At 69.8% G+C, this 26,409-nt stretch carries 21 protein-coding genes; 18 read left to right on the top strand and 3 right to left on the bottom strand.

Going from position 1 to position 26,409, the window contains the following annotated elements:
* Positions 1-53 precede the first annotated feature (53 nt).
* The 12 genes from N800_RS09500 (at position 54) to N800_RS09445 (ending at position 12,818) form a co-directional block, all read left to right on the top strand.
* Positions 54-788 (top strand): glycosyltransferase family 2 protein, encoded by a 735-nt coding sequence (locus tag N800_RS09500; protein ID WP_425476505.1) that lies wholly within the window; start codon positions 54-56, stop codon positions 786-788.
* The gene (locus N800_RS09495) at positions 785-1,735 is read left to right on the top strand and encodes a lysophospholipid acyltransferase family protein (RefSeq protein WP_036137565.1); all 951 of its coding nucleotides are present in this window, start codon (positions 785-787) and stop codon (positions 1,733-1,735) included. Before N800_RS09500 ends, N800_RS09495 begins: the two co-directional genes overlap by 4 nt.
* Positions 1,716-3,269: an HAL/PAL/TAL family ammonia-lyase gene (locus N800_RS09490; RefSeq protein ID WP_036137562.1), complete on the top strand. Its 1,554-nt coding sequence runs from the start codon at positions 1,716-1,718 to the stop codon at positions 3,267-3,269. Before N800_RS09495 ends, N800_RS09490 begins: the two co-directional genes overlap by 20 nt.
* Positions 3,259-3,717 (top strand): acyl-CoA thioesterase, encoded by a 459-nt coding sequence (locus N800_RS09485; protein WP_052108130.1) that lies wholly within the window; start codon positions 3,259-3,261, stop codon positions 3,715-3,717. The genes N800_RS09490 and N800_RS09485 overlap by 11 nt, the downstream gene beginning before the upstream one ends.
* Positions 3,714-4,526, top strand: coding sequence for an outer membrane lipoprotein carrier protein LolA (locus N800_RS09480; RefSeq protein ID WP_084087443.1), 813 nt, complete (start codon positions 3,714-3,716; stop codon positions 4,524-4,526). Before N800_RS09485 ends, N800_RS09480 begins: the two co-directional genes overlap by 4 nt.
* On the top strand, positions 4,519-6,855 hold the full coding sequence (locus N800_RS09475; RefSeq protein WP_232227585.1) for an MMPL family transporter: 2,337 nt from the start codon (positions 4,519-4,521) through the stop codon (positions 6,853-6,855). The genes N800_RS09480 and N800_RS09475 overlap by 8 nt, the downstream gene beginning before the upstream one ends.
* Before the next feature lie 65 nt (positions 6,856-6,920).
* Entirely contained in the window at positions 6,921-8,159 is a 1,239-nt protein-coding gene (locus N800_RS09470; protein WP_036137556.1) for an NAD(P)/FAD-dependent oxidoreductase, read from the top strand.
* Positions 8,147-8,692, top strand: coding sequence for a DUF3261 domain-containing protein (locus tag N800_RS09465; RefSeq protein WP_036137554.1), 546 nt, complete (start codon positions 8,147-8,149; stop codon positions 8,690-8,692). Before N800_RS09470 ends, N800_RS09465 begins: the two co-directional genes overlap by 13 nt.
* Positions 8,689-10,362 carry a beta-ketoacyl-ACP synthase gene (locus tag N800_RS09460; RefSeq protein ID WP_084087441.1) on the top strand — a complete coding sequence of 558 codons (1,674 nt, stop codon included), beginning with the start codon at positions 8,689-8,691 and terminating at the stop codon, positions 10,360-10,362. Before N800_RS09465 ends, N800_RS09460 begins: the two co-directional genes overlap by 4 nt.
* A gap of 20 nt (positions 10,363-10,382) precedes the next feature.
* On the top strand, positions 10,383-11,111 hold the full coding sequence (fabG, locus tag N800_RS09455) for a 3-oxoacyl-ACP reductase FabG (protein WP_198032515.1): 729 nt from the start codon (positions 10,383-10,385) through the stop codon (positions 11,109-11,111).
* Complete coding sequence (locus N800_RS09450; RefSeq protein ID WP_036137548.1) at positions 11,108-12,349, top strand: beta-ketoacyl-ACP synthase; 1,242 nt, start codon at positions 11,108-11,110, stop codon at positions 12,347-12,349. The genes fabG and N800_RS09450 overlap by 4 nt, the downstream gene beginning before the upstream one ends.
* Before the next feature lie 31 nt (positions 12,350-12,380).
* Positions 12,381-12,818, top strand: a complete 438-nt coding sequence (locus tag N800_RS09445; RefSeq protein WP_036137546.1) for a hypothetical protein — start codon at positions 12,381-12,383, stop codon at positions 12,816-12,818.
* A 1-nt stretch (position 12,819) separates the two neighbouring features.
* On the opposite strand, the gene N800_RS09440 is transcribed toward N800_RS09445, so the two are convergent.
* Positions 12,820-13,119: a DUF2782 domain-containing protein gene (locus N800_RS09440; RefSeq protein WP_036137543.1), complete on the bottom strand. Its 300-nt coding sequence runs from the start codon at positions 13,117-13,119 to the stop codon at positions 12,820-12,822.
* A gap of 279 nt (positions 13,120-13,398) precedes the next feature.
* On the opposite strand from N800_RS09440, the gene polA reads away from it, so the two are divergent.
* Complete coding sequence (polA, locus tag N800_RS09435; protein WP_036137540.1) at positions 13,399-16,185, top strand: DNA polymerase I; 2,787 nt, start codon at positions 13,399-13,401, stop codon at positions 16,183-16,185.
* A 484-nt stretch (positions 16,186-16,669) separates the two neighbouring features.
* A complete protein-coding gene (locus N800_RS09430; RefSeq protein WP_036137536.1) occupies positions 16,670-17,143 on the top strand; it encodes a DUF421 domain-containing protein in 474 nt (157 codons plus the stop codon).
* A 46-nt stretch (positions 17,144-17,189) separates the two neighbouring features.
* On the opposite strand, the gene hemF is transcribed toward N800_RS09430, so the two are convergent.
* Both hemF and N800_RS09420 read right to left on the bottom strand, forming a co-directional pair.
* Complete coding sequence (gene hemF, locus N800_RS09425) at positions 17,190-18,134, bottom strand: oxygen-dependent coproporphyrinogen oxidase (protein ID WP_036137533.1); 945 nt, start codon at positions 18,132-18,134, stop codon at positions 17,190-17,192.
* Positions 18,135-18,505: 371 nt separating this feature from the next.
* On the bottom strand, positions 18,506-20,881 hold the full coding sequence (locus N800_RS09420) for a S9 family peptidase (protein WP_036137531.1): 2,376 nt from the start codon (positions 20,879-20,881) through the stop codon (positions 18,506-18,508).
* 227 nt (positions 20,882-21,108) lie between these two features.
* Between N800_RS09420 and N800_RS09415 the strand changes: the two genes are divergently transcribed.
* The 4 genes from N800_RS09415 to N800_RS09400 all read left to right on the top strand — a co-directional run.
* Positions 21,109-22,542: a cytochrome ubiquinol oxidase subunit I gene (locus tag N800_RS09415; RefSeq protein ID WP_232227588.1), complete on the top strand. Its 1,434-nt coding sequence runs from the start codon at positions 21,109-21,111 to the stop codon at positions 22,540-22,542.
* Positions 22,543-22,588: 46 nt separating this feature from the next.
* Entirely contained in the window at positions 22,589-23,596 is a 1,008-nt protein-coding gene (gene cydB / locus N800_RS09410) for a cytochrome d ubiquinol oxidase subunit II (RefSeq protein ID WP_036137525.1), read from the top strand.
* Positions 23,597-23,708: 112 nt separating this feature from the next.
* Entirely contained in the window at positions 23,709-23,981 is a 273-nt protein-coding gene (locus N800_RS09405; RefSeq protein ID WP_036137522.1) for a YcgL domain-containing protein, read from the top strand.
* On the top strand, positions 23,974-26,409 hold a 2,436-nt coding region (locus N800_RS09400; RefSeq protein ID WP_052108129.1), incomplete at its 3' end, for an ankyrin repeat domain-containing protein. The genes N800_RS09405 and N800_RS09400, both read left to right, overlap by 8 nt.

The following is a 26,409-nucleotide window of genomic DNA, read 5'->3' as shown; positions in this document are numbered from 1 at the left end:
ATGCGGCGCTCATGGCCGGGTCGCCTTCGCTCGCATCAAGCGCATCGATCGCCATGGCCTTCCGGCCGCTGGTGGTGATCCCGGTCTACGACCATGAGCATGCCATTGGCGCGATGGTGGAAGGCGTGCGCGCCGCGGGCCAGGCCTGCCTGCTGGTGGACGATGGGTCGCGTGCCTCGTGCGCCGCGGTGCTTCGCGACCTCGCGCGAGGCGACGGCGTGCACCTGCTGCGCCTGGACCAGAACCAGGGAAAGGGCGGTGCGATGCTGGCCGGCTTCCGCGAGGCCGCGCGCCTGGGCGCCACCCACGTGTTGCAGATCGATGCGGACGGCCAGCACGACACGCGCGACATCCCGCGTTTCCTTGCCGCCGCCGCCGCCGAGCCGGACGCCATCATCAACGGTGCGCCGGTGTATGACGCCAGCGTGCCCAAGGGGCGGTTGTACGGGCGTTACCTGACCCATGCATGGGTGTGGATCAACACGCTGTCGCTGGCGATCCGCGATTCGATGTGTGGGTTCCGCGCCTACCCGTTGGCCCCGGTACTGGCCCTGATCGAGGCCGAACCCATCGGCCGGCGCATGGACTTCGATCCCGAGATCATCGTGCGCCTGTACTGGCGTGGCGTGCCGGTGCGCAACCTGGCCACGCCGGTGCGCTACCCAAGTGACGGCGTGTCGCATTTCGACGTGTGGCGCGACAACGTGCGGATCAGCCGCATGCATACGCGGCTGTTCTTCGGCATGTTGCGCCGGCTGCCATGGCTGCTGGCGCGGAAGTGGCGATGAGTACCGTCGCGCGCGCACCGCACTGGGCGGGGATCGGCGAATCCACCTTCGTCACGGGCATCCGCTTCCTGTGCGCGGTGGAGCGCTGGCTGGGGCGGTGGCCGTTCCGGCTATGCCTGTATCCGGTGGTGCTGGGCCATTGGCTGTTCAACCGGACCGCGCGCGATGCCTCGCGTGAATACCTGCAGCGCCTGCAGGCCACGCATGCGGTGTTTCCGCGCGCGCCGGGCATCGGTTCGAGCCTGCGTCACTTCGTCTGTTTCGCCGAGACGCTGCTGGACAAGCTGCTCGCCAGCCACGGCCGCTACCCGGTCGAGCGCGTGCGCGCCGAGCGCGAGGTGATGCTGCAGCAGATCGCGCGCGGCGAGGGCGGGGTGATCGTCACCGCGCACATCGGTTGCCTGGAACTGTGCCAGGCGCTGGCCGACGCGGTGCCGGGCTTCCGCCTGACCGCGCTGGTGCACACCGCGCACGCCGAGGATTTCAACCGCCTGCTCAAGCGCCTCAACCCGGATACGCGGGTGGAGTTGCTGCAGGTCACCGAGCTCGACGCCGCGATGGCCATCCGCCTGGGCGAGCGCGTCGCTGCCGGCGAGTTCGTGGCCATCACCGGCGATCGCGTGCCCGTACGCGGCGGCCGCAACGTGTTCGCGCCCTTCCTTGGCCGGCCCGCGCCGTTCCCGGTGGGGCCGTACGTGTTGGCGGCCGCGCTGGGCTGTCCGTTGTTCGCGATGGCCTGCACCCACGAGGGCGATGGCTACCGCCTGCGCTTCGAACGCTTTTGCGACCGCGTGGTGCTGCCGCGCGGCGCGCGCGAGGCCGCGCTCGGCGAGCAGGCCTCGCGCTTTGCCCAGTGGCTGGAGGCGCAGGTGCGCCAGTCACCGCTGGATTGGTTCAACTTCTTCCCGTTCTGGGACCAGGTACCGCATGACCCCGCCCCCCGTTGAATCCACACCGCTGTCCTTCGGCGACACGCGCCTGCGCATCGAGGATGTCGTGGCCATCGCGCGCCGGCAGCGCGGCGCGGCGCTGTCCAGCGACGCGGACTTCCGTGCGCGCATCACCCGCGGCACCGAGTTCCTCGACCGGCTGCTGCGCGAGGACGGCGTGGTCTACGGCGTGACCACCGGCTACGGTGACTCGTGCACCGTGGTGATTCCGCCTGATCTGCTGACCGAATTGCCGCACCACCTGTTCACCTACCACGGTTGTGGCCTGGGCCGGTTCCTCGATGCCGACGAGACGCGTGCGGTGCTGGCTGCGCGATTGGCATCGCTGTCGGTGGGCATGTCGGGCGTCAGCCTGCCGCTGCTGGAAGGCCTGGTCGCACTGCTGCAGCACGACATCCTGCCGCTGATCCCGGCTGAAGGTTCAGTGGGCGCCAGCGGCGACCTGACGCCGCTGTCGTACGTGGCGGCGGTGCTGTGTGGCGAGCGCGAAGTCATGCACGGGGGCGTGCGCCGCCCGGCGGCCGAGGCCTTGGCCGAGGCCGGACTGGCGCCGCTGCGCCTGCGTCCGAAGGAAGGCCTGGCGATCATGAACGGCACCGCGGTGATGACCGCGCTTGCCTGCCTGGCGTACGACCGTGCCGATTACCTGTGCCGCCTGGCCACCCGGCTGACTGCGTACAACGTGATTGCCAGCGCCGGCAACGCCCACCACTTCGACGAGGTACTGTTCGCGGCCAAGCCGCATCCGGGGCAGACGCGGGTGGCCGCGCGCCTACGCGAGGACCTGCACAGCGACCGGCCGCCGCGCAACGAGCAGCGCCTGCAGGACCGCTACTCGCTGCGTTGCGCGCCGCACGTGATCGGCGTGCTGGAAGACGCGCTGCCGTTCCTGCGCCAACTGATCGAGACCGAGCTCAACAGCGCCAACGACAACCCGCTGGTCGACCCCGACCGCGACCAGATCCTGCACGGCGGCCATTTCTACGGCGGCCACATCGCCTTCGCCATGGACGCGATGAAGAACGCCGTGGCCAACCTCGCCGACCTGCTCGATCGCCAGCTGGCGCTGTTGGTCGATACGCGCTTCAACCACGGGTTGCCATCCAACCTGTCCGGCGTCACCGGCCCGCGCGCGGCGATCAACCACGGCCTGAAGGCGCTGCAGATCAGCGTGTCGGCGTGGACCGCCGAGGCCCTGAAGCAAACCATGCCGGCGTCGGTGTTCTCGCGCTCCACCGAATGCCACAACCAGGACAAGGTCAGCATGGGCACCATCGCCGCGCGCGACTGCCTGCGCGTGATCGAGCTGACTGAACAGGTGGTCGCCGCCATGCTGATCGCCGCGCGCCAGGGCGTGACGTTGCGCCAGCGCGCCACACCGGAGACGCGCATCGAAGGCGCGCCGGTGGAGATGCTGGCCGACCTGTCCGCCCGCATTGCACTGGTCGAGGAAGACCGCGCGCTGGACCACGACCTGCGCCAGCTGCTGGGTGATGTGCGCGCGCAGCGGTGGAGCCTGTATGAATCTTGACCGCACCCCGCGTCCGACCACCGCGCCGACCCGCGAGTCGCTGGCGATCGAGATCGACCTGGCGCCGGCTTTCCACGACTGCGACCCGATGCAGGTGGTGTGGCACGGCCATTACTTCAAGTACTTCGAGATCGCCCGTTGCGCCCTGCTGCAGCGCCACGATTACGACTACCCGCAGATGAGCGAGTCGGGCTATTTGTTCCCGGTGGTGGATGCGCGGGTGAAGTACATCCGGCCGCTGCGTTTCGCCCAGCCGCTGAAAGTGCAGGCGCGCATCACCGAATGGGAGAACCGGCTGAAGATCGAGTACGAGATCCGTGATGCGGGCAGCGGCGAGGTGCTGACCCGCGCCCATACCATCCAGGTGGCGGTGGGGATCGCGTCGGGCGAAATGCTCTACGTCTGCCCGCCGGTGTTGTGGGAGCGCCTCGGGGTGCAGCCGGCATGAGCGATGCGCGTCAACTGGAACCGATACTGGCGAAGGCCGTGCGTGCCGTGGCGACGTTGCGTTCGCTGCATTCGTGGCGGGCGCCATCGTCGAGTCTGGCGACGGGCATCCGAAGCGTGCTGGTGGCGTTTGCCGGGTCGCTTGCTGTGTCGCTTGCCGTGCTGCCCGCGTCGGCCGCCAGCGCGCCTGCTTCGCTCGGCGTGGTCGCTGTCACGGTCGCGGCATCCACCCAGGCTGTTGCCGCGCCGAAGCCCGTTACCGCATTGGCTGAAGTGCAGCGCCGCATCGCCCAGGTGCCGGTGCTGCGCGGCGAGTTCGCCCAGGAGAAGCGCCTGCAGGGTTTCAGGAATCCGTTGAAGTCGCAGGGCCGCTTCCTGATCGCGCGCGAGCGTGGCGTGCTGTGGTCCACGCTCAAGCCGTTTCCGTCCGACGTGGTGCTGACCCGCGATCGCATCCTGACCCGCCAGGCCGACGGCCGTTCGCGCGTGGAGGCGGATGCGCGCCAGCAGCCGGCGCTGCGCTCGGTCAACGCGATGATGTTCGCGCTGATGAGCGGCGACGTGCAGGCGCTGACCGCGCGGTTCAGCGTGCAGCCGACGCTGCTGGCCAACGGCGCCTGGCGGCTGGTGCTCACCCCGAAGCCCGGGGCGATGGCGCAGGCGTTCCAGCGGGTCACGCTGGAAGGCGACCGCTACGTGCGCAGCGTGGATATCGAGGAGCCCAGCGGCGACCGCACGCAACTGCGGTTCACCGGCATGGTGGACCTGCCCGCGCGCCTGACTGCCGACGAGGCGCGCCGCTTTGACTGAAGCGCGCGCACGACGCGGCTGGCGCTGGCTGGCCTGGGTGTGGTTGGCCGTCGTGTTGGCGGTTGGCGCGCACCAGGTGCGCTTCTGGACCGAGTCGCGCCTGGAGAGCGACGTGCTCGCCCTGCTGCCGCAGGACGCACACGATCCGGTGCTGGCCGAGGCCACGCGCCGCATCGCCGATGCCAGCGCGCGGCAGATGGTGGTGCTGCTGGGCGCGGCCGATGCCACGCAGGCGCAGGCTGCCGCCAACGCCTACCGTGGCGCGCTGCAGGCTGCCGACCGCCACCAGCCACTGCCGTTTGCCGAGGGCGCTTCGATGGCGGGCTGGTTCGAGGCCTCGCGCGAGTTCTACCGACCCTGGCGCGACCGCCTGCTGACGTCGACGCAGCGCGCGCGGCTGCAGGCCGAGCCTGCCGACGCACTGGCCGAGGAAGCGCTGGCCGCCCTGTATGGGCCGATGGGTGCGCCGCGCCTCACCGACTGGCAGGCCGACCCGCTCAACCTGTGGCCGCACTGGTGGCAGGAGCGCGCGTCGGGCTCGGGCCTGCGCTTCGACGGCGACGGCCTGCTGCATGCCAACGACCGCGCGTGGGCGGTGCTGCAGTTCGAGACCCGCGGCTCGGCCTTCCGCCTCGATGGCGAACGCGTGATCGACGCCGCGCTGGACACGGCCGCGGCACAGGCGCGTCGCGCGGTGCCGGGACTGCGCGAGTTGCGCGCTGGCGTGCCCTTGCACGCCGAGGCCGCGGCGGTGCAGGCCAGCCACGAGGTGAACGTCATCGGCCTGGGGTCGCTGGCCGCGGTGCTGCTGCTGGTCTGGCTGGCGTTCCGTTCGCTGCGGCCGATCCTGCTGGTCGCGATGTCGCTGTTGGTCGGCGTGGCCACGGCGCTGTCGGTCACCGCATGGATCTTCGGCGAAGTGCACTTGCTGACGCTGGTGTTCGGCGCCAGCCTGGTCGGCGTCGCCGAGGACTACGGCATCCACTGGTTCGCCTCGCGCCAGGGGCATCCACAGGTCGAGCGCTGGCGCCTGCTGCGCTGGCTGCTGCCCGGCATGTTGCTGGCGTGGCTGACCAGCGCGCTGGCCTATCTGGCCTTGGGGCTGGCGCCGTTCCCGGGCTTGCGGCAGATGGCGGTGTTCTCGGTCACCGGGTTGGCGGCGGCGTTCGCCACCGTGGTCTGCTGGTTCCCGTGGCTGGAGCGCAATGCACCGGCCGCAACGCCCCTGTCGAAGGCCATGGTCGGCTGGCTGGCGCGCTGGCCGCACGTGCGCGCCAGCGCGGCGTGGTACGCCGCCGCCGTCGCCACCGTGGTGGTCGCCGTCGGCGGCCTGTGGCAGTTGCGCACCGACGACGATCTGCGCAACCTGCAGTCGTCGCCGAAGGCGCTGGTCGCGCAGCAGGTCGAGATCGGCCGGCTGCTGGCGCTGCCCAGCCCGGCGCAGTTCTATCTGGTGCGCGCGAAGGACGTCGAAACGCTGCTGCAGCGCGAGCAGGCGCTCACCGCGCGCTTGTCGTCGCTGGTGGCCGAGGACCGCATCAACGGCTACCGCGCGATCAGCGACTGGTTGCCATCCCAGCGCCAACAGGCCGCCGACGGCGTGTTGAGCGCGCAGGCCGAAGCCGCGGTGCTGGCCCGGGTGGGCGCCGCCACCGGCGAAGCGCTGGTGCGTCCGGGTTTCGCCGGGAAGCCACTCGCGCTGGAGCCATGGCTGGCCTCGCCGGCGTCACAACCGCTGCGCCATCTGTGGCTGGGCCCCAGCGGCGATGGCGTGGGCAGCGTGGTGCTGGTCGATGCCGTGGGTGGCGATGCCGTGCTGGCCGCGCTGCAGGCGCAAGCGGAAGGCCTGCCGGGCGTGCGCTGGGTCAACCGCACCGCTGAATTTTCCGCGCTGCTGGGCCATTACCGGCACATGATGGCGTGGTTGTTGCTGGCCGGCGTGGCGCTGGTGGTCGTGGCACTGGCCATGCGCTACCGACGCCATGCGTGGCGCGCGGCCGTGCCCACGGTGCTGGCCGGCGTACTCACGGTCGCCATCCTTGGCTGGCTGGGCCAGCCGTTGCAGCTGTTCAACGTGCTGGCCTTGCTGCTGCTGCTCGGCATGGGTATCGATTACGGCATCTTCCTGCTCGAGCACCGCGGCGACGCGTCGGCGTGGCTGGCGGTGTGTGTCGGCGCGGCCAGCACGTGGTTGTCATTCGGCCTGCTGGCGCTTTCGGCCACGCCCGCGCTGCGTGCTTTCGGCCTGACCCTGCTGCTTGGCATCGGCCTGGTGTGGCTCTTGTCGCCATTGTTCCGGCCACCGGCCGAAACCCCCTCGGCACACTAAAACACCACACATCCCCCGCAACGCGCGGCCGAGCGCCGCGACCCACTGATCACAGGACCACACGCATGACGTTGTCGAAGGAAAGAACCCAGGTGCTGATCATCGGCGCCGGCCCGGCGGGCTCGGTGGCGGCGGCCATGCTGCGCCAGCAGGGGCGCGAGGTGGTGATGCTGGAGCGCGAGCAGTTCCCGCGCTTCTCCATCGGCGAGAGCCTGCTGCCGCAGAGCATGGAATACATCGAAGCGGCGGGCTTGCTGCGCGACGTGGTCGAGGCCGGCTTCCAGTACAAGAACGGCGCCGCGTTCGTGCGCGGGGAGCGCCACACGCAGTTCGACTTCCGCGACAAGTTCTCGTCGGGGTGGGGCACCACCTACCAGGTGCAGCGTGCCGATTTCGACCACGTGCTGGCCAAGGGCGCCGAGCGCATGGGCGCGCAGCTGCGCTTCCGTCATGAAGTGCTGGCGGTGGAGCCCGGCGAGACGCCGCGCGTGACCGTGCGTTCGCCGGAGGGCGAGGAGTACGTGATCGAGGCCGACTTCATCCTCGATGCCAGCGGCTTCGCGCGCCTGCTGCCGCGCCTGCTGGAGCTGGAGGCACCGTCGAACTTCCCGGCGCGAGGCGCGATCTTCACCCACGTGCAGGACAACATCGCGGCCGATGCCGGCTTCGACCGCAACAAGATCCTCATCACCACGCACCCCGAGCACGTGGACGTGTGGTATTGGACCATCCCCTTCTCCAACGGCCGCTGCTCGTTGGGCGTGGTCGCCGAGAAGGCCTTCCTCGACCGTTACCCCGGCACCGACATGGAGCGCCTGCAGGCCATCGTCGGCGAGGCCCCCAACCTGTCGCGCCTGCTGGCCAACGCCGAATGGGGCGTGATGCCGGTGCGCCAGATCATGGGCTATTCCAGCAACGTGAAGTCACTGTGGGGACCAGGCTATGCGCTGCTGGGCAACGCCGGCGAGTTCCTCGACCCGGTGTTCTCCTCCGGCGTGACCATCGCCTTCAAGTCGGCGCAGCTGGCCAGCGATTGCCTGGCGCGCAAGTACGCGGGCGAGAGCGTGGACTGGGAGCAGGAGTTCGCCGAACCGCTGCGCGGCGGCGTCAAGGCATTCCGCACCTTCGTCGAGTCGTGGTACGCGGGTGGCTTCCAGAAGATCATCTTCCACGAGTCCCAACAGCCCGAGATCCGCCGCATGATCTGCTCGATCCTCGCCGGTTACGCATGGGACCGCAGCAACCCCTACGTGGCAGAGAGCGCGCGCCGCCTGGCGGTGCTGGAAGAAATATGCGGCGCCTGATCGCCCTGCTGGTGCTGTGCTGCGCGCTGCTGAGCTGCGCGTCGCCGCCGCCGCAACCGTCCGTGGCGCTGCCGATGCTGGCTCTGGCGCCGGCCGCGTTGGGCCATGAGCTGGCGGTGCAGCAACGCCTGCATTTTGCGTTCGGTGCGCAGCAGCGCGACCTGGAGGCGCTGCTGGAAGTGGATGCGACCGAAGTGCGCCTTGCAGTGCAGGCGCTGGGCCAGGCCGGCGTGCGCCTCAGCTGGGATGGACAGGCGCTGCAACAGCAGCGCGCGCCGTGGCTGCCGCCGCAGGTGCAGGGCGAGCGTGTGCTGTCGGACCTGCAGTTCACCCTGTGGCCTATCGAAGCGATCCGCGCCGCGTTGCCCGTGCCATGGACGCTGGACGCGGCCGGCAACGAGCGCCGCCTGCTGCGCGACGGCGTTGTCTGGCTGGTGGTGGTGGATGAAGGCGCGGGTCGCTACCGGCTCGACAACCGTGCCGATGGCTACCGGTTGCTGATCGAAAGCGCGGACGGAGGCGCGGCGCCGTGAGCACGCCGGTGTACCTCAACCAGCTCGGCATTGTCTGCGCCCTCGGGCAAGGGGCGGATGCCGTGGCCAATGCCCTGTTCGGCGTCGACGCACCTGTCGGCGTGGCCACCAGCGATGCCTTCACTCCGGGGCGCGCGCTGGCGGTGGGGCAGGTGCCAGGCCCGCTGCCGGCACTGGGCGACGTACCGATGGCCCTGCGCACGCGCAACAACGCGCTGCTGCGCGCCGCCTACGCCCAGCTGCGCCCGGCGGTCGATGCCGCCATCGCGCGCCATGGCGCGCACCGCGTGGCCGTGATCGTCGGCACCAGCACCTCCGGCATCGGCGAGGCCGAGCAGTCGCTGCCGCGCTACCAGCGCGACGGACGCTGGCCCGCGGAGTTCCACTACGCGCAGCAGGAAATTGGCGCGCCGTCGCGCTTCCTCGCCCACGAGAGCGGTGCCCGTGGCCCGGCATGGACCCTCTCCACCGCGTGTTCCTCCAGCGCCAAGGCACTGGCTTCGGCCGCGCGGCTGTTGCGCGCGGGCATCGTCGATGCGGTGATTGCCGGTGGAGCGGATTCGCTGTGCGGTTTCACCATCGCCGGCTTCAGCGCGCTGGAAGCGGTGTCCGGGCAGCGCTGCAATCCGTTCTCCGCGCACCGCAACGGCATCAACATCGGCGAGGCCGCCGCGCTGTTCCTGATGACGCGCGAGCCGGGCCCGGTGACGCTGGCCGGCTGGGGCGAAAGCTCCGATGCGCACCACATGTCCGCGCCCGAGCCCAGTGGGGCCGGCGCCATTGCCGCCATCGAGCAGGCGCTGGCGCGCGCCGGCATCGCCGCCGACGCGGTGGACTACGTCAACCTGCATGGCACCGCCACGCCGCAGAACGATGCGATGGAGAGCCGTGCAGCAGCCGCGACCTTCGGCGCGCGCGTGCCGGTCAGCTCGACCAAGCCACTGACCGGGCACACGCTCGGCGCGGCCGGCGCGCTGGAGGCCGGCCTGTGTTGGCTGGCGATGGCCCGCAACCCACAGCATCGGCTGCCGCCGCACTGGTGGGATGGGACGCCCGATCCGGAACTGCCAGCGTTGGCTTTCGTCGCGCCCGGACAGCGCGCCGCACGGCCGCTGCGGCATGTGCTGAGTCATTCGTTTGCGTTCGGCGGCAGCAATGCCGTGCTGTTGTTTGGTCGTGGGGACAGGCCCGCCGGCGCTGGCCATGCCCCCGCCCCGGCGGCCGCGATGCCCGACATCGAGCAGGTTATCCCCCACCGCGGCACCATGCTGCTGGTCGACCGCCTGGTGCACTGGGACGACGAAACCGTCGCCGTGGAGCTGGCCGTGCCCGCTGACAGCCCGTTCCACGTGGACGGCGGCGTGCCGGCCTACGTCGGCGTGGAGTACATGGCACAGGCCGTGGCCTGCTGGGCGGGGTGCCACGCGCGCGCGCGCGGCGCGCCGCCACCGATCGGTTTCCTGCTCGGCACCCGCCGCTATGAATGCGCCGTGCCGCTGTTCAGCAGCGGCCTGCAGCTGCGGGTGGAGGCGCGGCGCGAGATATTGGGCGAAAATGGCCTCGGGGTATTCGCCTGCCGCATCCTGGCCGCAGACCGGGAGCTGGCCACGGCCAACGTGTCGGTGTTCGAACCGCCGGACGCGATGGCCTATCTGGAAAACGAAACATGAGTGGGGGCAGTGGGATGGGGATGGACACGACCGTGCTGGTCACGGGCGCGAGCCGCGGCATTGGCCGGGCGATCGCGCTGCGCGTGGCACAGGACGGCCATGACGTGGTGGTGCATTACCGCAGCCGGGTCGAAGAGGCCGAGGCCGTGGCCGCGCAGGTGCGCGCGCTGGGCCGGCAGGCACGCGTGCTCGGTTTCGACATCGCCGACCGCGCCGCCGCCGCGCAGGCCCTGACCGCCGACGTGGAGGCGCATGGCGCCTACTACGGCGTGGTGTGCAACGCCGGCATCGCCTGCGACACTGCCTTCCCCGCCATGACCGGCGAGGAGTGGGACCGCGTGGTGCACACCAACCTCGACGGCTTCTACAACGTGCTCAACCCGCTGGTGATGCCGATGGTGCGGCGGCGCAAGCCGGGGCGCATCGTCACGCTGTCGTCGGTGTCGGGATTGGTGGGCAACCGCGGGCAGACCAACTACAGCGCGGCCAAGGCCGGGATCATCGGCGCGACCAAGGCGCTGTCGCTGGAACTGGCCAGCCGCGGCATCACCGTCAACTGCGTGGCGCCGGGCCTGGTCGATACCGAGATGCTCAGCGAGGAAGTGATCGAGCACGCGATGAAGCTGATTCCCGCCAACCGCCTTGGCCGCCCCGAGGAGGTCGCCGCCGCGGTCGCGTTCCTGCTCTCCGCTGATGCCGGCTACATCACCCGCCAGGTCATCTCGGTCAACGGAGGCATGGTCGGATGAGCCAGCTGCAGCGACGCGTCGTCGTCACCGGTGCCGGTGGCATCAGCCCGCTGGGCAACGACTGGAATACCATCCACGCGCGCCTGCGCGAGTGCCGCAACGCGGTGCAGCGCATCGACGAGTGGGACATCTACGACGGCCTCAACACCAAGCTCGCCGCACCGGCGATGCCGTTCGAGCTGCCGCCGCACTACAACCGCAAGACCACGCGCAGCATGGGCCGCGTGGCGCTGATGGCGGTGCGCGCGAGTGAGATCGCACTGCAAGATGCCGGCCTGCTCGGCGACCCGGTGCTGACCAGGGGGCGCGTCGGTGTTTCCAGCGGTTCCTCCGCCGGCACCCATGCGGCCATCGGCGATTTCGGCCGCATGCTCAACGAGCACACCACCGCCGGCATCAACGCCACCACCTACATCAAGATGATGAGCCACACCGCGCCGGTGAACATCGGCGTGTTCTTCGGGCTCACCGGTCGCGTCATCACCACCTCCAGTGCGTGCACCTCCGGCAGCATGGGCATCGGCGCCGCGTACGAGGTCGTGCGCGCGGGCAAGCAGGTCGCGATGTTGGCCGGTGGCGCCGAGCAGATGGACGCCACCGCCTCCGCCGTGTTCGACACCCTGTTCGCCACCAGCGTGCGCAACCACGAGCCGCACCTGACCCCGCGTCCGTTCGACGCCAACCGCGATGGGCTGGTGCTGGGCGAGGGCGCATGCACGTTGATCGTCGAGGATCTGGAGCACGCCCGGGCGCGCGGCGCGAAGATCCTGGCCGAAATCGTCGGCTACGGCACCAACAGCGACGGCGCGCACGTCACCCAGCCCAGCGCGGAGACCATGGCCGTCGCCATGCGCCTGGCACTGGACGACGCCGGTCTGCCGCCGGAGGCGATCGGCTACGTCAACGCCCACGGCACCGCCACCGACCACGGCGACATCGCCGAGTCGAAGGCCACCGCCGAGGTATTCGGCACGCGCATGCCGTTCTCCTCGCTCAAGAGCTACATGGGCCACACGCTGGGCGCGTGCGGCGCGCTGGAAGCCTGGATCAGCATCGAGATGATGCGTGCCGGCTGGTTCGCACCCACGCTGAACCTGGAACAGGTCGACCCGCGCTGCGCCGAGCTGGACTACATCACCGGCAACGGCCGCGAGCTGCAGGCCGAGTACGTGATGAGCAACAACTTCGCCTTCGGAGGGATCAACACCTCGTTGATCTTCCGGCGCTGGCGCGATTGAGTCCGACCACCCTCGACAAGGAGCACGTTGCATGACCCGATTCACCATCGCCTCGCTGGCCGCCCTGCTGGCTTTCGCCCCTGTCGCCGACGCGCGCGAGACGCGCCTGGAGCTGTCGCTGCAGGAGCTGGTCAATTCCGACCAGGCCAAGGCCGCCGGCATCGACGGCAGTGTTCGCTTTTTCCTGGCCGGCCAGAAGGTGGCCGTGGTGAGCCGCTTGGGCGAGGACGTCAGCAATCGCAAGACCAACGCCGCCAACAAGTCTGACCAGGAGGCCTGCCGTTGGGTCGCGCTGTCGGTGCTGCGCGCATTGCAGGACGGAGCCAAGGCGCGGGGTGCGAACGCCGTGGTCGACATTGTCAGCTATTACAAGAAGAACGAGTTCCGCAGCGCCACGCACTACGAGTGCCACGCGGGCGCGATCCTGGCCGGCGTGACCCTGAAGGGGACTTACGCCAAGGTGAAGTAACTCACCAGCCGAACAGCTTCCAGTACACCGGCGACACCGGCCCCTCGCCCTTGCTGCTGTCGAGGTGGCCGTCGCCGTCGCGGTCCATCAGGTAGTACGCGGGGCCGCGCAGCGGGGTGATCTTCACCACCTTCAACTGGCCGGCGACGCGGTATTCCTCGATCACGTCGCCGTTTTCGCCGGGACGGGTGGTGACGGTGGCGCCTTCCAGCGCTGCGGTGGGGTCACTGTCCTGCAGGCTGAGGCAGCCGGTCAGGCCGGCGAGGCAGGCGGCGAGCAGGGCGATGGACAGCGGGCGCATGGCCGGGCTCCACGAAAGGGGCCTCCAGCATAGCGCTTGCCATCGCCAAAGGCCGCTTCCACCATCGGGACCGGCGCGGGTGAGCCTTCTCGCCCGCCCCGCCCGTGTTCGTGGCGTTACCGAAGCGTCACGCCGGCGGCCGTGGTGGGCGCGGATCCGGACGGCAACCGCATCGTCCTGCACAGCGGCACCCACCGGGCGGCGGCCACACCCGCCGGCCTGCAACACCATCGCACGCCACCCGCAGGACGATGAACCTGCGGGCGTAGAATCCCGGGCATGAAACGACTTGTCCTGATCGATGGCTCCAGCTATCTCTACCGCGCCTTCCACGCACTGCCGCCGTTGAGCAACGACGCCGGCGAACCCACCGGGGCGCTGTTCGGCGTGGTCAACATGCTGCGTGCCACGCTCAAGGAGAAGCCCGACTACGTCGCGTTCGTGGTCGACGCGCCGGGCAAGACCTTCCGAGACGACCTGGACCCGCAGTACAAGGCCAATCGCCCGCCGATGCCCGACGACCTGCGTGCGCAGGTCGAGCCGATGATGCAGGTGGTGGCCGCGCTGGGCATGCCGATCCTGCGCGTGCCCGGCGTGGAGGCCGACGACGTGATCGGCACGCTGGCGGTGCAGGCCGCGCAGGCCGGTATCGAGGTCACCATTTCCACTGGCGACAAGGACTTCGCCCAGCTGGTGCGGCCGCACATCGTGCTGGTCAACACCATGACCGGCAGCCGCACCGACTCGGACGCGGCGGTGATCGAGAAGTTTGGCGTGCGCGCCGACCAGATCGTCGACTACCTGGCGCTGATGGGCGACAAGGTCGACAACATCATCGGCGTGGACAAGTGCGGGCCCAAGACCGCGGCCAAGTGGCTGGACGAGTACGGCACGCTGGACGGGGTGATCGCGCATGCCGATGCGGTGAAGGGCAAGCTGGGCGAGAACCTGCGCGCGGCGCTCGAGCGCCTGCCGCTGAACCGTGAGCTGGCCACGATCCGCACCGACGTCGCGCTGGAGCAGGCCGCGACCGACCTGGCGCTGCGCGACCGCCACGTGGAAGACCTGAAGGTGCTCTACGCGCGTTACGGCTTCAAACAGGCGCTGCGCGAGCTGGAGGGCGCTACGGGCGAGGCGGGTGATGAAGGCGCGTCGGGCGCTGGCGCGCGCGGGACGGGCGCGGGTCTGCGCAGCACGGCGGCCGGCTACGCCCGGGCAGGCGGTGAGGAAGAGACGCCGGACCCTGCCTTGGCCGCGCCGGGCGAGTACGAAACCGTGCTGACCGAGGCGCAACTGGCGGCATGGATCGACAAGCTGCAAGCCGCCGACGAGTTCGCCTTCGACACCGAGACCGACTCGCTCGATCCGATGCGTGCCAACCTGGTCGGCGTGAGCTTTGCCGTGCGCACGGGTGAGGCCTGCTACATCCCGCTGGCGCACGACTACCCCGGCGCGCCGCCGCAGCTCGGCCGCGACGCGACGCTGGCCGCGCTGCGCCCGCTGCTGGCCGATGCCGGCAAGCGCAAGCTCGGCCAGCACGGCAAGTACGACCTGCACGTTCTGCGCCGCCACGGCGTGGACGTGGCCGGCTACGCCGACGACACCATGCTGGAGAGCTTCGTCTACAACGCCACCGCCACGCGCCACGACATGGATTCACTGGCCAAGCGCTACCTCGGCTACGAAACCATCAAGTACGAGCAGGTGGCGGGCAAGGGCGCCAAGGCGATCCGCTTCTCTCAGGTGGCCATCGACGATGCCACCCGCTACGCCGCCGAAGATGCGGACGTGACGCTGCGCCTGCACCGCGTGCTGTCGGCGAAGCTGGCCGCGGAACCCGCGCTGGAGCAGGTCTACCGCGAGATCGAGATGCCGCTGGTGCCGGTACTGGCGCGCGTGGAAGCCAACGGTGTGAAAGTGGATGGCGATGAACTGCGCCGCCAGTCCGCCGACCTGTCCAAGCGCATGCTGGCCGCGCAGCAGAAGGCCACCGAACTGGCCGGGCGCACCTTCAACCTCGACTCGCCCAAGCAGCTGGGCGCGCTGCTGTTCGACGAGCTGAAGCTGCCGGCGTTGGTGAAGACCCCGGGCGGCGCGCCCTCGACCAACGAGGAGGCGCTGGAGGCCATCGCCGACCAGCACGAGCTGCCGCGCGTGATCCTGGAATACCGCGGCCTGGCCAAGCTGCGCAGCACCTACACCGACAAGCTGCCGGAGATGGTCAACCCCGACACCGGTCGTGTACACACCAGTTACCACCAGGCCGGGGCCGCCACCGGCCGCCTGGCCAGCAGCGATCCCAACCTGCAGAACATCCCGATTCGCACCGACGATGGTCGCCGCATCCGGCGTGCGTTCGTCGCCCCGGAGGGTCGCCAGATCGTCGCCTGCGACTATTCGCAGATCGAACTGCGGATCATGGCCCACCTGTCGGAGGACGCCGGCCTGCTGCGCGCCTTCGCCGCCGGCGCCGACATCCATCGCGCCACCGCCGCCGAGGTGTTCGGCAAGACGATCGACGAGGTCAGCGGCAACGAGCGCCGCGCCGCCAAGGCGATCAACTTCGGCCTGATGTACGGCATGAGCGCGTTCGGCCTGGCCAAGCAGCTGGGCATCGGCCGCGGCGAGGCGCAGGACTACATCGCCCTTTACTTCGACCGCTACCCCGGCGTGCGCGAGTTCATGGAGCGCACCCGCGCGCAGGCGCGTGAACGCGGCTACGTCGAAACGGTGTTCGGTCGGCGCCTGTACCTGGACAACATCCACGCCCGCAACCAGGGCCTGCGCGCCGGCGCCGAGCGTGCGGCGATCAACGCGCCGATGCAGGGCACCGCTGCCGACATCATCAAGCGCGCCATGATCGACATCGACGGCTGGTTGGCGGGGCATCGCGACCGGGCGCTGATGGTCCTCCAGGTCCACGACGAATTGGTGTTCGAAGTGGACGCGAATTTCGTGCCAACGCTGCTGGAAGAGGTTTCCGGCCGCATGTCGGCGGCCGCAACCCTGCGCGTGCCGCTCGTGGTGGACAGCGGAACCGGGCAGAACTGGGACGAAGCGCATTGAAGGCGGATAGATGGCTGCATGTTTGCCGAATTTGCCGCGATGAATCCTCCCTGAATTCAACAATTCCTTAACTGTAATCTTCACGAACCATCAATGTTCAAAGTGGTCATATAGACCGTGACAGGTGCAACGCCTGTCGCAGATCTCTCCCTCCCCTGGAGTGATCCCCGGAGCAGGTACCCCTCCCCAGGTCCTGCTCCCCAGCCCCGCCGGCCCCCCCTGCCTGCGGGGCTTTTTATTGCCTGTCGTTTGGAGTGTCTCGGGCGGCGCGCCCCTGCCCCCGCAAGTCGCGGCCCGTTATCCGCTTGGTCGCGGGGGCAGGGGCACGCCGCTCCAGGCGGTGAGGGGTGGGTCCGGAGGCGAGCGAGGTCGCGCGCGTTGTCAGGGGCATCACGCCGTTCCGCGCCAGAATCCGGGCAAGGCGCCGGCGCGCTCCGAGGATGGGCAGTTCGCCCGCCTGCGCCGCCGCGCGGGGAGAAGGGCGATGGACGGCGCTTTCGATCTGGCAATGCCTTGGTGGCAGTTCGTGCTGCGCGCCGTGGTGGTGTATGCGGTGCTGCTGGTGCTGATCCGGCTGTCGGGTAAGCGCACCATGGGCCAGTTCACGCCCTTCGACATGCTGCTGATCGTGCTGCTGGGCAACGCGGTGCAGAACGCGCTGCTGGGCAAGGACACCTCGCTGGCAGGCGGCGTCCTGCTGGCCACCACGCTGATTGCCTTGAACTGGGTGCTCGGCTTTGTCACCGCGCGCAGCCGGCGCGCGGAGCGGATGATCGAAGGCGAGCCGGTGGTGCTGGCGCGCAACGGCACCCTCTACGAACGCGCGCTAAAACGCGAGCTGGTAAGTCGCGCCGATTTCCATGAGGCGATGCGCGAGCAGGGCTGCACCGACATCGCCGAGGTCAAGCTCGCGCTGCTGGAAACCAACGGCCAGATCAACATCATGGCGAAGGATTGAAGCGGCGCGTCGTAGCGCAGTTGCAGGTCGCCTGCCGGTGCGGGGACTACTTGCTGGCCAGCTCAGTCAGCCAGTCGCGTGGTCGCAGGTAGTCCGCCAGTTGTGCCTCGGCGCTGCCGGGCTCGGGCTGGTAGCCGTATTCCCAGCGTACCAGCGGGGGCAGGCTCATCAGGATCGACTCGGTGCGCCCACCCGACTGCAGGCCGAAATGCGTGCCGCGGTCGAACACCAGGTTGAATTCCACGTAGCGACCGCGACGATACAGCTGGAACTGGCGCTCGCGCTCGCCATGGGAGGCATGCTTGCGATGCGCGACGATGGGCAGGTAGGCGTCGAGGAAGCCGTCGCCCACCGCGCGCAGGTAGCTGAAGTCCTGTTCGAAGTCGCCGTGCAGGTCGTCGAAGAACAACCCGCCGATGCCGCGCGTCTCATCGCGGTGCTTGAGGAAGAAGTACTCGTCGCACCAGCGCTTGTGCGCGGCGTAGCGCTCATCGCCGCCGAACGGCTCGCACAGATCGCGCGCCACGCGGTGCCAGTGCATCACGTCCTCGTCGAACGGATAGAACGGCGTCAGGTCGAAGCCGCCACCGAACCACCACGCCACCGTCTCGCCATCCCGCGTGGCCTGGAAGTGGCGCACGTTGGCATGGGTCGTCGGCACGTAGGGGTTGCCCGGATGGAACACCAGCGACACGCCCACCGCCCGCCACGAGGCGCCGGCCAGTTCCGGTCGCGCTGCAGTGGCCGACGGCGGCAGCTTGGTACCCGACACGTCGGAGAAACCGATCCCCGCCTGCTCGAACACCGCGCCGTCGCGCAGGATCCGCGTGCGCCCCCCGCCGCCGAGCAGAGCGCCTTCGCCCTCGCGGGTCCACGCGTCCTCGACGAAGCTCGCCTGACCATCGGCCTGCTCGATGGCAGCACAGATGCGGTCCTGCAGGTCGGTGAGGTAGTCGCGGACGCGGTTGAAGTCGGTGTCGGTGGGATTCATGCCGCCATTGTAAGCGGTCGCCGTCCGACGCTTTGCTTCGGAGCGGGGTGCCTGAGCGCGCGAGGGGCGCTACTCGGCTCCGTCGGCACATCCTGTGCCGAGTCGCCGCCGCAGGCCATCCATGGCCTGCTCTCCGCACCCCTCGCGCACTCGGCCACCCTCGGACCCTTGGCGTCTCTACTTCTTTCAAGAAGTGCAGTAGAACGCCAACTGCCGGGCATCAGGAGGTGGTGCAGGGGTCATGTTGCGTAGAAGCGGGCCATGGATGGCCCGCGGCGCGACTCCGCGCAGGATGCGCGGACGGAGCGCCGGAGCAACATGGCCCTTGCACCGCCTCCGTCCCACAAACCATCGGGCGCTACAGCAGACGCTCAGTCCTTGAGCGTGCGCTCGAACAACTCGTAGATCCGCCGATACTCGTCATACCACGAATCCGAATGCACGAACCCGTGCCGCTCCAGCGGGTACGACGCCAGCTCCCACTTGTCCTTGCGCAGCTCGATCAGCTTCTGCGCCAGCATCACCGAGTCCTTGTAGAACACGTTGTCGTCGATCATGCCGTGTGCGATCAGCAGGTGGTCCTGCAGGCCGGCCGCATACTCGATCGGCGACGACACCTTGTACGCCTCCGGGTCCAGCACCGGCGTGTTGAGGATGTTGCTGGTGTACTCGTGGTTGTACTGCGACCAGTCGGTCACGGGACGCAATGCGGCGCCGGCCTTGAACGTGCCCGGCGAGCGGAACAGCGCCATGAAGGTCATGAAGCCGCCGTAGCTGCCGCCGTAGATGCCGGCACGGTCGCGGTCGCCCTGCTTGTTGGCCGCCAGCCACTCCAGGCCGTCCAGGTAATCCTCCAGTTCCGGATGGCCCATGTTGCGGTAGATGCCCGTGCGCCAATCGCGGCCGTAGCCCTCGCTGGCGCGGTAGTCCAGGTCGAGCACGACGTAGCCCCGCTGCACCAGCAGGTTGTGGAACATCTGCTCGCGGAAGTACGCCGGGTAGCGGTCGTGCACGTTCTGCAGGTAGCCGGCGCCGTGCACGAACATCACGATCGGGTACTTGCGGCCCGGCTCGTAGGTCCTGGGGCCGTAGAACTTGCCCCACACCGTGCCCGCACCGTGCCTGCTGGGCACCTGCACGTACTCGGGCTCGATCCACGTGCGCGCCTTGAACGCGTCGGTGCGCGTATCGGTCAGCGTGCGCGCCTCGCCGCCATTGGCGTCGACCACCGCCAACTGCGCAGGCAGGTAGCTGTCGGAATGGCGCACCAGCAGCTGGCGCCCATTCGGCGACAGGCTGAAATCCTCCACGCCGTCCAGCGCGGTCACCTCGCGTACGCCGCCGCCGTTGCGGTCCACTGCGCACACCTCGTAGTCGCCCGGCCACGCGCGGTTGCACAGGAAGAAGAAGCCGCGGCCATCGCCCGAGACCTGGGGCATCGACACTTCCCACCGGCCCGAGGTCAGTGCGCGCGGCTTGCCGGTGCCCTCGCTCAGGTACAGGTGCGAGTAACCGCTCTGCTCGGACAGGAACCACAGGGCGCCGTCCGCGGTCCAGCCGAAGTCGTTGAAGCCCCAGTTGATCCACGCCGCGTCGGTCAGGCGGTGGCGCGTGACCAGCTTGGTGCCGGCCAGGTCGACGCTGGCGATCCAGCGGTCCTTGTTGTCCACCGCGCGCACCAGCACCGCCACGTTGCGGCCGTCGTCGCTCCAGTGGATGGCCGGGCCGCTGCCGTCGCCGTCGGTCTCGATGCGCACCGGACGGTCGCCCTTCAGCGGCTCCTGCTTGGCCGCCTTGCGCATCGCCGCCAGCGGGTCCTGGCCGATGCCGGGCAGGCCATCGAACTTCAATTCGCTGGCCTTGGCGTTGACCAGGTCGACCAGCCACAGCCTGTGTGGCAGCGGTGCGTTGCGGCCCACGCGCGTGCGTACTTCCTCGAACTCCTCGTAGCCCGATTCCGTCACGTACTTGGGCATCTTGCCGGCCTGGCCGGCCTCGCCGTTCTTGCCCTGGGTGACGACCAGCAACCAGCGGCCATCGGGCGACAGCGCGCTGTCGTTGATCTCGAGCTTGTCGCCGAGGAACACCGTCGCCGGTGCCCGGGTCGGGTCAGCGTTGCGCCAGGCCTCGTCCTGTTGGCGCGCGGCGTCCCGGCGCTCGCGCAATTCGCGCAGCGTCCGGCTCATCGCCAGCTGGCGCTCGCGCAGGTCGTCGGCGGGCGGTGCGGCGTTGGGGTCCTTCTCGGCGCGCACGTCGGTGGCCTGGCGCACGCCGCTGCCGGCGGTCCATGCCGACCACTGGTTGCCGGCGCGGAACACCAGCCCGCCCTGCGTGTTCCACTGCGGCCGTGATTCGGACTCGGCGCTGCGCGTCACCTGGGTCAATGCGCCGCTGCGCAGGTCGCGCACGAAGATGTCGCCGTTGCGGACGAAGGCCATGCGCGTGCGGTCGTGGTTGTAGGCGCGCTGCGCACCATCCAGGTCGGCGCGGGCCGCGCCGTCCACACGCGCACCGGCGCCGCCTGCGACGGGCACCTGCCAGGTGTCGCGGATGCTGCCGCCGGCGCGCTTGAGCGTGTACTGCGCCCGCTGGCCATCCCAGGACCACCACGCCTGCTCCACCGCCGGGCCGATCCAGTCCGGGTCGGCCATCGCCTGCTCGAGCGTGATCGGGGTGGGCGCGGCGGGTGCCTGCGCCAGCGCAGGGGCAACGAAGGCGAGGGCGGCAAGGGACAGCAGGCAACGCATGGGCAGGGTTCCCGGGAGATTTCACGGAAGGTTAACAGCGTGGCGGGGAGGCGGATGGGCCATCGGTCACCCCCGGCGCACCCAGGCCGATGACGCAAAGTCCCCTGCGGCGGCGCAGGGCGGGCCCCGAGCATCCCGCGCGCGCCCCTGCGACAAACGGTCGCACCCCCACCCGGGGCCACGGGTCTACCATGCGCGGACCGACCCACATGGAGTCGTCCGTGGCACTGCTTGATCCGCTGTTGCTGTCCCGCATCCAGTTCGGATTCGTCATCACCTGCCACATCCTGTTCCCGGCCTTCACCATCGGCTTGGCGAGTTGGCTGGCATTCCTCGAGTGGCGCTGGCTGCGTACCCGCGACGGCCTGTGGCGGGACCTCTACTTCTTCTGGCTGAAGATCTTCGCCGTGTCGTTTGGCATGGGCGTGGTCAGCGGCATCGTCATGAGCTTCCAGTTCGGCACCAACTGGTCGGTGCTGAGCGAGAAGGCCGGCAACATCCTCGGGCCGCTGCTCAGCTACGAGGTGCTGACCGCGTTCTTCCTTGAGGCGACCTTCCTCGGCGTGATGCTGTTTGGCTGGAAGCGCGTGCCGGAGCGGCTGCATTTCCTCGCCACCTGCATGGTGGCGCTGGGGACGCTGATCTCCACGTTCTGGATCATTGCCGCCAACAGCTGGATGCAGACGCCGGCGGGCTACACGCTGACCGCCGATGGCGTGTTCGAGCCAGCCAGCTGGTGGGCGATCATCTTCAATCCGTCGTTCCCGTACCGGCTGTCGCACATGGTGCTGGCCGCGTTCATCACCACCTGTTTCGTCATCGGTGGGGTCAGCGCCGGCTACCTGCGCCGCGGTGTGCATCGCGAGGCGGGCATGCGCATGCTCAAGCTGGCCGTCGCCTTCGCCGCGATCACGGTGCCGTTGCAGGTGCTGGTCGGCGACCTGCATGGCCTCAACGTGGGGGAACACCAGCCGACCAAGCTGGCCGCGATGGAAGCGCACTGGGAGGCAGGCGCGCCGGGCGAGGGCGTGCCGCTGGTGCTGTTTGCGGTGCCCAATGCAGATGCCGAGCGCAACGACTACGAGATCGCCATTCCACGCCTGGGCAGCCTGATCCTGACCCACTCGCTCGACGGCGAGATCCAGCCATTGAAGGCGGTGCCGCCCAGCGAGCGGCCGCCCGTGGCCCCGGTGTTCTTCGGCTTCCGGGTGATGGTCGGGTTGGGCGTGGCGATGCTGCTGCTGGCGCTGGGTTCGGCGCTCGCGTGGTGGCGCGGTCGCCTGTTCGATGCCGGCAGCGCGCTGGGCCAGGGATTGATCCGCGGCTGGCGCTGGATGACGTTCTCCGGCTTCGTCGCGCTCGTCGCGGGTTGGTACGTGGTCGAGATTGGCCGCCAGCCGTACGTGGTCTACGGACTGTTGCGTACCGCCGATGCGGTCAGCGCCGTCGACGGGCGCAGCGTGCTGTTCTCGCTGCTGGTGTTCGCGGTGGTGTATCTGGTCGTGTTCGGCGCGGGGCTCTGGTACCTGGTCAAGCTGGTGCGCAAGGGGCCACAACCGCACGAACCGGCGCCGGATACCGAAGCGGGCGAGAAGACGCCCGCGCGCCCGCTGTCGCTGATGGACGACACCGACATCGCCTCGCCAGGGGTGCGGTCATGATCGCGCGCGGCGGCCCGCAGGTGCTCGGCAACGAGGAGGCGGTCTGATGGACGCCTGGCTGCCGGTGGTGTGGTACGGCGTGATCGGCTTCGGCGTGCTGATGTACGTGCTGCTGGACGGCTTCGTCCTCGGCCTGGGCATCCTCGCTCCGTTTGCCGAGGACGAGCACCAGCTCGACCACATGATGAACACTGCCGCCCCGATCTGGGACGGCAACGAAACGTGGCTGGTGCTGGGCGGCGCCGGCCTGCTCGCTGCCTTCCCCAAGGCCTACGCCGTGGTGCTGTCGGCGCTGTACCTGCCGGTGCTGCTGATGCTGATCGCGCTGGTGTTCCGCGGCGTGGCCTTCGAGTTCCGCTTCCGTGCGCAACGGGCCAAGGCCGCCTGGGGCGTGGCGTTCTCGCTGGGCTCGCTGCTGGCGGCCTTCGCCCAAGGGGTGATCCTCGGCGCGCTGGTGGAGGGGATGCCGCTGCAGGAGGGCAAGTACGTCGGCGGCGCATTCGACTGGTTCAGCCCGTTCTCGATGCTCACCGGCGCGGCCGTGGTGTTCGGCTATGCGCTGCTGGGCAGCACCTGGCTGGTGTTGAAGACCGAAGGACGGCTGCAGGCCATCGCGCGGACGATGACCAGGCCACTGGTGCTGGTCGTGGTGGTATTCATGGGCCTGGTCAGCGCGTGGCTGCCGTTCCTGGACTCGCGGTTGATGGCGCGCTGGTTCGAGGGGGGCAACTTCTGGTGGCTATCGCCGGTGCCGCTGCTGGTGCTGGCCAACGCGCTGGCGCTGTGGCGTGCCGCGATGCGGGAGGGGCGCGACGCCGCGCCGTTCGTGCTGACCCTGTGCTTCTTCGTGCTCGGCTTCGCCGGCCTGGTGCTGGGCATGTGGCCGTACATCGTGCCGCCCGGATTGACGTTGTGGCAGGCCGCATCGCCGCCTTCGTCGCAGGGCTTCGTGCTGGTGGGGCTGGTGGTGCTGCTGCCGGCGATCCTCGGCTACACCGCCTGGTCGTACCGGGTGTTCCGCGGCAAGGTCGCGGCCGACGCCGGCTATCACTGAACCTCCCGCGCACGGGCGTGCAGGCCAAGGTTCGCGCCCGCGCGGCAGGCGGGTATGCTGTGACCTGCGCCCCGTTCCGGAACCTGCGGCCAGCCCCCGCTGGCCTCCCCGCATGCAAGCTTACGTGTACAAGAGCCTGAGAAAGGCCGACACCTATATCTACCTCGCCGTGCGCGATGACTTCACGCGTCTACCCGAACCGCTGCGCACCCAGCTCGGCACGCTGCAGTTCGTGCTGGAAGTGGTGTTGACCGCCGAGCGCAAACTGGCGCGCGAGGATGCCGCTACGGTGCGCGAGAACCTCGCCGCCCGCGGCTTCCACCTGCAGTTCCCGCCGTCACAGGCGCAGGACCCGATGACCGAAGACTGGGGCACCGATGGCTGACCTGCGGCGGATACTGCTTTCGCCGACGACGCTGCTGCTTGCAGGGCTGGGGCTGTCCGCATTGACCGTGTTTGCCGGGCCGCTGGCGGCAGTGGCCGGAGTACTGGCGCAGCCCACCTTTGCCATTGCCGTGTCAGCGTGGCGCCGGCGCGATGAACTGACCACGGCATCGGCCTGGCGCCGCGACGCCCTGGCGCTGCTGGCGCTGTGGGCCGTGGGCATCGCCGCGATCGCGCTGCTGGTGGCTTGGCCACTGCGCGCGCTGATGGACAGCGGTTCGTTGACCTCGGCGCTGGTGCTCAGCGGGGTGGCTGGCCTGGCCTTGCTCGGGTTGTGGCGGTTCTGGCCCCTGTGGCATGCGATGGAACGCGACGGCGGCGACCTGCGTTGGCACTGGCAACGGCTGGCCGAGCTGGAGCCCGGCGCGTGGCGCGGGCTGGTGGTCGCGGTGGCCGTGGCGACCATCGCCGGGCTGGTGATCGTGCTGGCCTGGCCGGGCCTGGTCGGCGACGGGGCGCGTTGGCGCGTAGCCGTGCTGTTGGCGTTGGCTTCGCCGGTGCTGCACTACCTGCTGCAACGCCAGGAGCCGGCCGACGAACTGATGTTGCTCGACGAAGCTTCGGGCAGTGCATTCGATGCGGATGCGCCCGCCGAGCCGCCCATCCCGGTTGACGGCCCGCTGGAACCGGCGCTTTACACCGCCGCGCGCACCGGCCGGGCCGAGCGTGCGCTCGAACTACTCACTGCGGGCGCCGACCCGCACGCGCCGCCTCCGGCGGAGGACCGCGACCGTCGCAGCTTGGCGGTGCTGGCCGCGGTGCTGCCCGACCTGCGCCTGCTGCGCGCGCTGATCGGCCATGGCGTTGACCTCAATTCCGCCGCAGCCGGCATCACCCCGCTGCTCGCTGCCTGCCGCGACAGCTGGCATGGGCGCCCTGACGCGGTGATGACCCTGCTGGCCAACGGCGCCGACCCGCGCGCCACCGACTTCGACGGCAACACCCCGCTGCACCACGCCGCACGCAGCTCCGACCCGGGTGTGGCTGCGCTGCTGCTGGATGCCGCGGCCGAGATCGATGCCCTCAACCACGAAGGCTTCTCGCCACTGGGCGTGGCCTGCACTGCTGGCAACTGGCGGTTGGCGCGCTTCCTGATGGAGCGGGGCGCCAAGGCCGAACCCGCGGGCGGGCAGCCGGCACTGCTGGCGGCCGCGTCCACCGACGACGACGACCCCGCAGGCGTGCTGCTCCTGCTCAAGCAGCGGGCCAAGGTGGATGCCCGCGGCGCGCACGGCCGCACCGCGCTGCTCGAGGCCGCCCATGCCGGCAACGCGGACGTGGTCGCGGCCCTGCTTGCGGCCGGGGCCGACCTGAGCCATGCCGACGAGCAGGGCCGTACCGCGCTGCTCGAGGGCGCGCGCGGTGGCCATGGGGCCGTGCTCGAGCGCTTGCTGGAACACGATTTCTCGCGCGGGCAGACCTTGCTCGATGCCGTCGACGACCAGGGGCGGAATGCGCTGGCGCTGGCGGTGGTGGCGGAGCAGGCCTCCGCTGCGATGGTGCGCCGGATGGTCGAGCTTGGCCTGGATCCGCTGCGCCCCGACCAGGATGGCAAGCGGCCGGTCGACCGCGCCGCCGAGGCCGGCCGCTGGGCCCTCGTCGCCGAACTGGACCCTGACTACCCGTTGCCCGCCAGCGTGCGCGAGAGCGACGCCGACGCGCCGCTGCCCGACCGCGCCCCGGCCGCCCTGTTGCGCGAAGCCATGCATGACGGCCGCGACGATGCGATGGCCCCGCTGGCGCACCTGCTCTCGCCGACCGAGCTGGGCGCCATGCTGCACGACGACGAGGCACGGCAGCCGCACCGCGTCACCTGGCTTCTCGATCAGGGCGCCGTGGCGGAGGTGCGCGACGCACAGGGCGATACCCCGTTGCTGGCGCGTCTGGCCCAGGGTCCCTCGGCGCTGCCTGCGGTGCGCGCGCTGCTGGAACGCGCGGTCTCGCCGGCCGGCCGCGGCGGCTTGGCACGCTTCATCGCCGCCTGCGCCGCCGAAGACCAGGCCGGCCGTACGCTGGAGCAGCAGGCCCTCGACCTGCTCGAACGCGGCGCCGACCCGTTCGGTCCCACGCCCGCAGGCGACCCGCCGATCGCGCTGGCCGTGCGCTTGGGCTGGACGCGCCTGCTGGCGCGCCTGCTGGCGATCGGCGTGGACCTCGATACGCGCGACAGTCACGGCATGAGTGCCCTGCACCTGGCCGCCGCGCTCGGTCGCGAAGCGATGGTCAAGACCCTGGTCGCCCACGGCGCTTCGCCCGACCTGCTCGCGGCCGACGGCCAGACCCCGCTCGGCGTCGCGCTGGCCTCGGGCCGTCGCGACATCGCCGATTGGCTGGACTGGCGCGGCTGGCCGCTGCCGCACCGCGCGCTG

Origin of the sequence: Lysobacter daejeonensis GH1-9, assembly GCF_000768355.1 — a bacterium.
Lineage (GTDB): Bacteria > Pseudomonadota > Gammaproteobacteria > Xanthomonadales > Xanthomonadaceae > Aerolutibacter > Aerolutibacter daejeonensis.
The sequence above is the reverse complement of the archived record's forward strand: the minus strand, read 5'-3'. Positions and strand labels throughout refer to the sequence as shown.

Excerpts from the sequence above, each read along its gene's own strand:
- N800_RS09430 (WP_036137536.1), top strand. The coding sequence starts at position 16,670 with ATGGACGGCGCTTTCGATCTGGCAATGCCTTGGTGGCAGTTCGTGCTG.
- N800_RS09485 (WP_052108130.1), top strand. The coding sequence starts at position 3,259 with ATGAATCTTGACCGCACCCCGCGTCCGACCACCGCGCCGACCCGCGAG.
- fabG (WP_198032515.1), top strand. The coding sequence starts at position 10,383 with ATGGACACGACCGTGCTGGTCACGGGCGCGAGCCGCGGCATTGGCCGG.
- N800_RS09500 (WP_425476505.1), top strand. The coding sequence starts at position 54 with ATGGCCTTCCGGCCGCTGGTGGTGATCCCGGTCTACGACCATGAGCAT.
- N800_RS09445 (WP_036137546.1), top strand. The coding sequence starts at position 12,381 with ATGACCCGATTCACCATCGCCTCGCTGGCCGCCCTGCTGGCTTTCGCC.
- N800_RS09420 (WP_036137531.1), bottom strand. The coding sequence starts at position 20,881 with ATGCGTTGCCTGCTGTCCCTTGCCGCCCTCGCCTTCGTTGCCCCTGCG.
- N800_RS09465 (WP_036137554.1), top strand. The coding sequence starts at position 8,147 with ATGCGGCGCCTGATCGCCCTGCTGGTGCTGTGCTGCGCGCTGCTGAGC.
- N800_RS09495 (WP_036137565.1), top strand. The coding sequence starts at position 785 with ATGAGTACCGTCGCGCGCGCACCGCACTGGGCGGGGATCGGCGAATCC.
- N800_RS09440 (WP_036137543.1), bottom strand. The coding sequence starts at position 13,119 with ATGCGCCCGCTGTCCATCGCCCTGCTCGCCGCCTGCCTCGCCGGCCTG.
- hemF (WP_036137533.1), bottom strand. The coding sequence starts at position 18,134 with ATGAATCCCACCGACACCGACTTCAACCGCGTCCGCGACTACCTCACC.
- N800_RS09480 (WP_084087443.1), top strand. The coding sequence starts at position 3,714 with ATGAGCGATGCGCGTCAACTGGAACCGATACTGGCGAAGGCCGTGCGT.
- N800_RS09490 (WP_036137562.1), top strand. The coding sequence starts at position 1,716 with ATGACCCCGCCCCCCGTTGAATCCACACCGCTGTCCTTCGGCGACACG.
- polA (WP_036137540.1), top strand. The coding sequence starts at position 13,399 with ATGAAACGACTTGTCCTGATCGATGGCTCCAGCTATCTCTACCGCGCC.
- N800_RS09405 (WP_036137522.1), top strand. The coding sequence starts at position 23,709 with ATGCAAGCTTACGTGTACAAGAGCCTGAGAAAGGCCGACACCTATATC.
- N800_RS09450 (WP_036137548.1), top strand. The coding sequence starts at position 11,108 with ATGAGCCAGCTGCAGCGACGCGTCGTCGTCACCGGTGCCGGTGGCATC.
- N800_RS09470 (WP_036137556.1), top strand. The coding sequence starts at position 6,921 with ATGACGTTGTCGAAGGAAAGAACCCAGGTGCTGATCATCGGCGCCGGC.
- cydB (WP_036137525.1), top strand. The coding sequence starts at position 22,589 with ATGGACGCCTGGCTGCCGGTGGTGTGGTACGGCGTGATCGGCTTCGGC.